7 protein-coding genes and 1 tRNA gene are annotated in these 5,373 nt (G+C 68.4%); 4 read left to right on the top strand and 4 right to left on the bottom strand.

What is annotated here, in order from left to right; all coding sequences use genetic code 11:
- Window positions 1-492 precede the first annotated feature (492 nt).
- Together KBY78_RS15845 and KBY78_RS15840 are read right to left on the bottom strand one after the other, a co-directional pair.
- Window positions 493-563, bottom strand: a tRNA-Cys gene (locus tag KBY78_RS15845).
- Between the two features lie 3 nt (window positions 564-566).
- Window positions 567-689, bottom strand: a complete 123-nt coding sequence (locus KBY78_RS15840) for a hypothetical protein (RefSeq protein WP_255144440.1) — start codon at window positions 687-689, stop codon at window positions 567-569.
- Between KBY78_RS15840 and KBY78_RS15835 the strand changes: the two genes are divergently transcribed.
- Together KBY78_RS15835 and KBY78_RS15830 are read left to right on the top strand one after the other, a co-directional pair.
- Window positions 654-1,850, top strand: coding sequence for a lipid-A-disaccharide synthase-related protein (locus tag KBY78_RS15835; RefSeq protein ID WP_255144439.1), 1,197 nt, complete (start codon window positions 654-656; stop codon window positions 1,848-1,850). The genes KBY78_RS15840 and KBY78_RS15835 overlap by 36 nt on opposite strands.
- Window positions 1,851-1,881: 31 nt before the next feature.
- Window positions 1,882-2,139: a hypothetical protein gene (locus KBY78_RS15830; RefSeq protein WP_006173388.1), complete on the top strand. Its 258-nt coding sequence runs from the start codon at window positions 1,882-1,884 to the stop codon at window positions 2,137-2,139.
- A gap of 28 nt (window positions 2,140-2,167) precedes the next feature.
- Here the strand turns inward: KBY78_RS15830 and KBY78_RS15825 are convergent, their stop codons facing one another.
- Window positions 2,168-2,830, bottom strand: a complete 663-nt coding sequence (locus tag KBY78_RS15825) for a ribonuclease D (RefSeq protein ID WP_255144437.1) — start codon at window positions 2,828-2,830, stop codon at window positions 2,168-2,170.
- 83 nt (window positions 2,831-2,913) lie between these two features.
- On the opposite strand from KBY78_RS15825, the gene KBY78_RS15820 reads away from it, so the two are divergent.
- On the top strand, window positions 2,914-3,468 hold the full coding sequence (locus tag KBY78_RS15820; RefSeq protein WP_255144438.1) for a cofactor assembly of complex C subunit B: 555 nt from the start codon (window positions 2,914-2,916) through the stop codon (window positions 3,466-3,468).
- 10 nt (window positions 3,469-3,478) lie between these two features.
- Window positions 3,479-4,312 (top strand): dehydrogenase, encoded by an 834-nt coding sequence (locus tag KBY78_RS15815; protein WP_255144436.1) that lies wholly within the window; start codon window positions 3,479-3,481, stop codon window positions 4,310-4,312.
- 35 nt (window positions 4,313-4,347) lie between these two features.
- Here the strand turns inward: KBY78_RS15815 and hemF are convergent.
- Window positions 4,348-5,373, bottom strand: a 1,026-nt coding sequence (hemF, locus tag KBY78_RS15810) for an oxygen-dependent coproporphyrinogen oxidase (protein ID WP_255144435.1), incomplete at its 5' end; no start/stop codon positions are given.

Below are 5,373 nucleotides of genomic sequence, written 5' to 3'. Positions count from 1 at the left end.
ACGCGGCCAGACCCAGTTGGCTGTATCCCCAGTTGATGTGCTCCATCACTGACTCAGCGCCCACCGAAGTGCTCTCAATCCAAGGGAGATGCCCACCATCGTGTAGAAGGCGATTGATCTGCGGGTGTTGAGGGGCAGGAGGAGCAGGCGGTCTCTGGGCGTTCAAAGGGGTGGAGACCCCAGTGCCTCCCATCGGGTTCAGCGGTGCCTAGGAGGCGCTCTGAGGGCGGTTGAGGGTGCCTCGGGGCGCCCAGGCGGAGGCGGAAGGTGAGGGTGCCTCGGAAGCAACCTGCTGCAGACAGTGGGAAGGTGAATTCTGGGAACCGCTGAGGGCGCCCCAGTCAGACCCCTCTTCACCTTCCGCTCACCTTCCGCCAGATAAGGTTCAGAATCAAAAAGCGGCAATTAGAAAAACCCCACATATTGTGCTCAAGGGCGTCAAAACAACCCAGGAAGCACCAGACATGGTGGATTCGGAACTCGCAACAGAAAAGGCGGCACCCAGATTCGAACTGGGGGTAAAGGATTTGCAATCCTCTGCCTTACCACTTGGCCATGCCGCCATTTCAGGGGAGAACCCCCTTGCTGCGGATCGTATCAGCCGTCCACGGCACCCCCGGCTGCTGCTGCTCAGCAATGGCCATGGGGAAGATCTGATCGGTCTGCGCATCCTGCAGGCGCTGCACCAACGGCGCCCGCAGATGCTGCTCAGGGTCCTGCCGCTGGTGGGGGAGGGAGAGACCTACCGGGAAGCGGAGCACGACGGCTGGCTGAAACGGGTGGGGCCCCGCCAGCGGCCGCGCAGCGGCGGCTTCAGCAACCAGAGCGTTTCTGCACTCCTGCGCCACCTGGGGGCGGGCCTGGGTGGCCTGAGCTGGCCTCAGTGGCGGCTGGTGCGCCGCTTGGGTGCCGCTGGCGATCCGATCCTGGCGGTGGGGGATCTGCTGCCACTGCTGCTGGCCTGGGCCAGCGGTGCGCCCTACGGCTTCCTGGGCACACCCAAAAGTGATTACACCTGGAGGAGTGGACCCGGCCGCGCCCCCTTCGCCGACCGCTACCACCACTGCAAGGGCAGCGAATGGGATCCATGGGAGTGGGCCCTGATGGCTGATCGCCGCGCCCGGCTGGTGGCGGTGCGCGACGAGCTCACCGCCAGGGGGCTGAGGCGCCATGGGGTGACGGCGCTGGCGCCGGGCAACCCGATGATGGATCAGCTCGATCGGTTGCCCCTGCCCGAGCCGTTGGGGCAGCGGCGGCGGATCGTGCTGCTCTGCGGCAGCCGCCTGCCGGAAGCCCTCGCCAACGCCCGCCGGCTGCTGGCGGCCCTGGCCCGCTTGCCGGCAAGAGAGCCCCAGGTGGTGCTCTGCCCCACCGGCTCCCGCCCCAGCCGCCACGACCTGGAGCCGATCCTGGCCGCCCAGGGCTACCGCGAGGTGGCCCTGCCGGAAGGTTGCGGCGGCAGCTCGGCCTGGCAGCTCCAGCAGCGGCTGCTGCTGCTGGGGCCTGGCTGCTTCGAGCGTTGGGCCGGCTGGGGGGAGGTGGGCCTGGCCACCGCGGGCACCGCCACAGAGCAACTGGTCGGTCTCGGGGTCCCCGTGCTCTCGCTGCCAGGGCCGGGTCCGCAGTTCAAGCGCGGGTTTGCGCGGCGCCAGAGCCGCTTGCTGGGGGGGGCGGTGCGGACCTGCGCTTCAACGCAGGACATGGCCGTCGAACTGGAGCGGCTGCTCGGGAATGCCCAGCTCCGCCAGCATCTGGGGGCCATTGGCCGGCGGCGGATGGGGAACACAGGCGGCAGCGAGCGTCTGGCGGCCCTGGTGGACCGGCAGCTGCTGGCCCAGCCCCAGGGATGATGGGGCTTCTCCTCACTCAGGCGCGTCCCCGATGCCAGCACCGATCGACCGGGCCTACGCCACCGTCACCGGTCAGCTGGCCACCCTGCTGGGGGTGAGCATCGCCGCCGCCCGGCGCCGGGTCGACCAGCAGGCTGCCCGGGAAGGAACCCGGGCGCCAGGCGAACGCATCACCATCGCTGAACGCATGATCCAGGAGGCCCAGGGAGGGGCCAGGGCCCAGGGTCAGCTGCTGGATGCGCTCCTGGTTGCCAAAGACGACGAAAGCGGCTTCATGGTCGAGGACTGATCGCCGGAATCACGGATCGCCTGGGCCCTCAGCGCGACTGGGAAGAATGCTCGAACACCGAGCCGAAGCGGCTGCGGTCGAGCTCGGCAAACACCGGCAGACAGGCGAAGCAACGGCGGGCCAGATCGAGGCGCTCCTCCCGCTCGAGGATGGCGGCCAAGGCTTGACGAGCGGCAAGCAGGTAGCGGACATCGTTGGCTGCATACACCAGCTGGGCCTCACCCAGCTCTTCAACCCGTCCCCAGTCGCTGCTCTGCGACTGCTTGTCGAGTTCCACCCCCACCAACTCCTGCACCACCTCCTTGAGCCCGTGGCGTGAGCTGTAGGTGCGGGCCAGGCGGCTGGCCACCTTGGTGCAGAACAGCGGCGCCACGGCGATGCCGAGGCCTTCCCCCAGGGCTGCCAGATCGAAGCGGGCGAAGTGGAACACCTTCTCGATCGCCGGACTCTCCATCAGCTCGCGCAGACGGGGCGCCTCCTGCTGGCCCCGGGCGATGCGGATGCAGCAGACGTTGTCGAGGTGGTCGGCGATCTGAACCAGGCAGAGACGGTCGCGGCCATGGACCAGCCCCATCGCCTCGGTGTCGACCGCCAGGGCTGGGGCCTGAGCCAGCAGGCTGAGCCATTCGGCGTCGAGATCCCCCTCGAAGACAGCGAAGCGTTGGGGGGTGGAGGCAAGGGCCGAGGGCATGAGCGCGAGAGCAACCAACGCCATCGTGCCGAAAGGGAGAGAATGGGACGCTTCCGCCTTGGATCGCCCGCGTGCCGTTGCCCCTGTCCCCCGCCCTGGGCTCCACCCTGCTGCTCACCCTGCTGCTGGCCATCGGCCTGGTGTTCTTCCTGCGCGCCGCCAGCAAGGACCGCACCACGGTGGTGGATGTGCAGTCGCCGCGGCCGGCCCTGGAGGTGCTCGATGGCCTCAGCCAGTGGCTGAGGCAGCGGGGCTGGCAGGCGGAGGCTGGGGATCCAGAGCGGCGGGTGCTGCGCTTCCGCGGCCAGGTGGGAGCCAGCGGCACCCTGGCACTGCTGCTCTCGCTGCTGGGAACGGTCGGGGCGGCCTGCCTCGGTCTGGTGCTGCGCCAGCTGCTGCCGGCGCTGGGATGGTGGCCGCTGCTGCTGTCCCTGCTCGGCCCGCTCGCGGGGCTGATCTACCGGCGGCGGGCGGCCCGCCAGGAGCTGGTGGAACTGCGCCTGATCAGCGACGATGACGCTCCCCTCAGCCAGCTGCGGCTGCGGGCCCACCGCGACGAGCTGATTGCCCTGGAACTGGAACTGGGGCCCCGGCTGCAACTGGCCAGTGACGGCACCCTGCTGAGTTCCCCCATCTGATCCCCAGACCATGCTGCACCGTCTCAAGGCTGCATCCCCGCAACGACCCTCGGCTCACTCACGCCCCCTGGGCTGGGCCCTGCTGGGACTGGGCCTGGTGCTGGTGCTGGGCAGCGCCGCCGAGGCCCCGGCCATGCTCGCCATCGATCCGCTCACCGGGCCGCGCACACCACTCAACAAGGATTGGATCGGCCGCCGATCGCTGGCGGCGGGCACACCGATCCTGGTGATGGCCGGCCACGCCGATTCCCAGGGTATGGCCGGATCAGGCACCAGCGGTGAAGCCGTGGATCGCTTCGGGGCCCGGCCGATGGTGCCCGGCATCCGCGATGAGCTGTACTGGAATCTGCTCACCGCCGAGAGGGTGGTGGCGCTCGGACGCCAGCGCGGGCTGCCGATCAGCCTCTACGTGCCGGCCCAGCGCAGCATCGCAGACGGGGATGATCCCCGCACCAACTGGAGCGTGGGCAAGGAGCATGTGCGCCGGGGTGGATACGCCATGGAGATCGACTACGACGCCTATGGACCCGACGGCTTCGGTTCTGGACTGATCCCGCCGCTGCACCAGCCCCCCAGCCTCCTCGATGAAAGCCTGGCCGCCTCCTTCGGGGCCTTCCCTTTCCAATTCCGCGGCGGGCTGGGAGCGCCTCGCCGGGGCATCGCCATCCTCGAGATCGGCAAGCTGGAGAGTCCTCTGGAGTCGGCCCTGAGGGATCCCGGCAGCCGGGATGCAGCGCTCAACGCCATCGCCGAGCGGGTTGTCCTTGCCCTGGAGCAGGGCATCAGCCCCCGCTCAAGAAATCTGCCAGCCACCTCCTTAGGCACTCCCGCAACCCGCCCCTGAGCAACGGAGGCTTCCACGAGCATGAGATCGGGGGTTCAGTCGAAAGCACCCCGGGCCCGGCAGAGATCCTCCAGCGCGGCATCCCCGAACCAGTCCTGCGGCTTGGTGAACACCTCAGTGACCAGAGCTTCGCGACTGCCGGGCTCGGGGCTGTAGCCGTATTCCCAGCGAACCAGCGGTGGCAGCGACATCAGGATCGATTCGGTGCGGCCGTTGGTCTGCAGACCGAAGATCGTGCCGCGATCAAACACCAGATTGAACTCCACGTAGCGGCCACGGCGGTAAAGCTGGAACTGGCGCTCCCGCTCCCCGTAGGCGCTGCCATGGCGCTTCTCCACGATCGGAACATAGCTGGGTAGGAAGGCATTGCCGCAGGCGCTCGCCAGCTGAAACAGCTGCTCCCAGCTGCGGGGCACCGCGCCTGTGGCAGCTGCCACGGCCGCGGCCGGGCCGCTGGGATTCTGACCTTTGTAGAGCGCTCCGGCGGGATCCTGGTAGTCGTAGAAGATGCCGCCAACACCCCGGGTTTCATTGCGGTGCTTCAGGAAGAAGTATTCATCGCACCAGGGCTTGAAGACGGGATACAGGGTGGGATCGACACTGTCACAGGCCCCCTGCAGGCTGCGGTGAAAGTGACGGGCATCCGCCAGGAAGGGGTAGTAGGGGGTGAGATCGGCGCCACCGCCGAACCACCAGACCGGCCCCGCCTCGAAGTAGCGGTAGTTGAGGTGCACCGTGGGCACGTAAGGGTTGCGGGGATGGAGCACCATCGACGTACCGGTGGCGAACCAGCGCTGGCCGGCGGCCTCCGGCCGCTGGCTGAGAATCGAGGGGGGCAGCTGATCGCCTTCCACCTCGGAAAAATTCACCCCGCCCTGCTCGAAGATCCGGCCGGCCTTCATCACCCGCGAGCGGCAGCCGCCGCCCTCCGGCCGTTGCCAGCTCTCCTCCTGGAACACCCCTTCGCCTTCAAGGGCCTGCAGGCCAGCGCAGGTGCTGGCCTGAAGAGCCATCAGTAGGGTGCGGGCACGGGCGCGGGAGTCGGCCGGCGGATGCTCCAG

It is taken from the genome of Synechococcus sp. EJ6-Ellesmere, assembly GCF_024345875.1.
Lineage (GTDB): Bacteria > Cyanobacteriota > Cyanobacteriia > PCC-6307 > Cyanobiaceae > Regnicoccus_A > Regnicoccus_A antarcticus.
The sequence above is the reverse complement of the archived record's forward strand: the minus strand, read 5'-3'. Positions and strand labels throughout refer to the sequence as shown.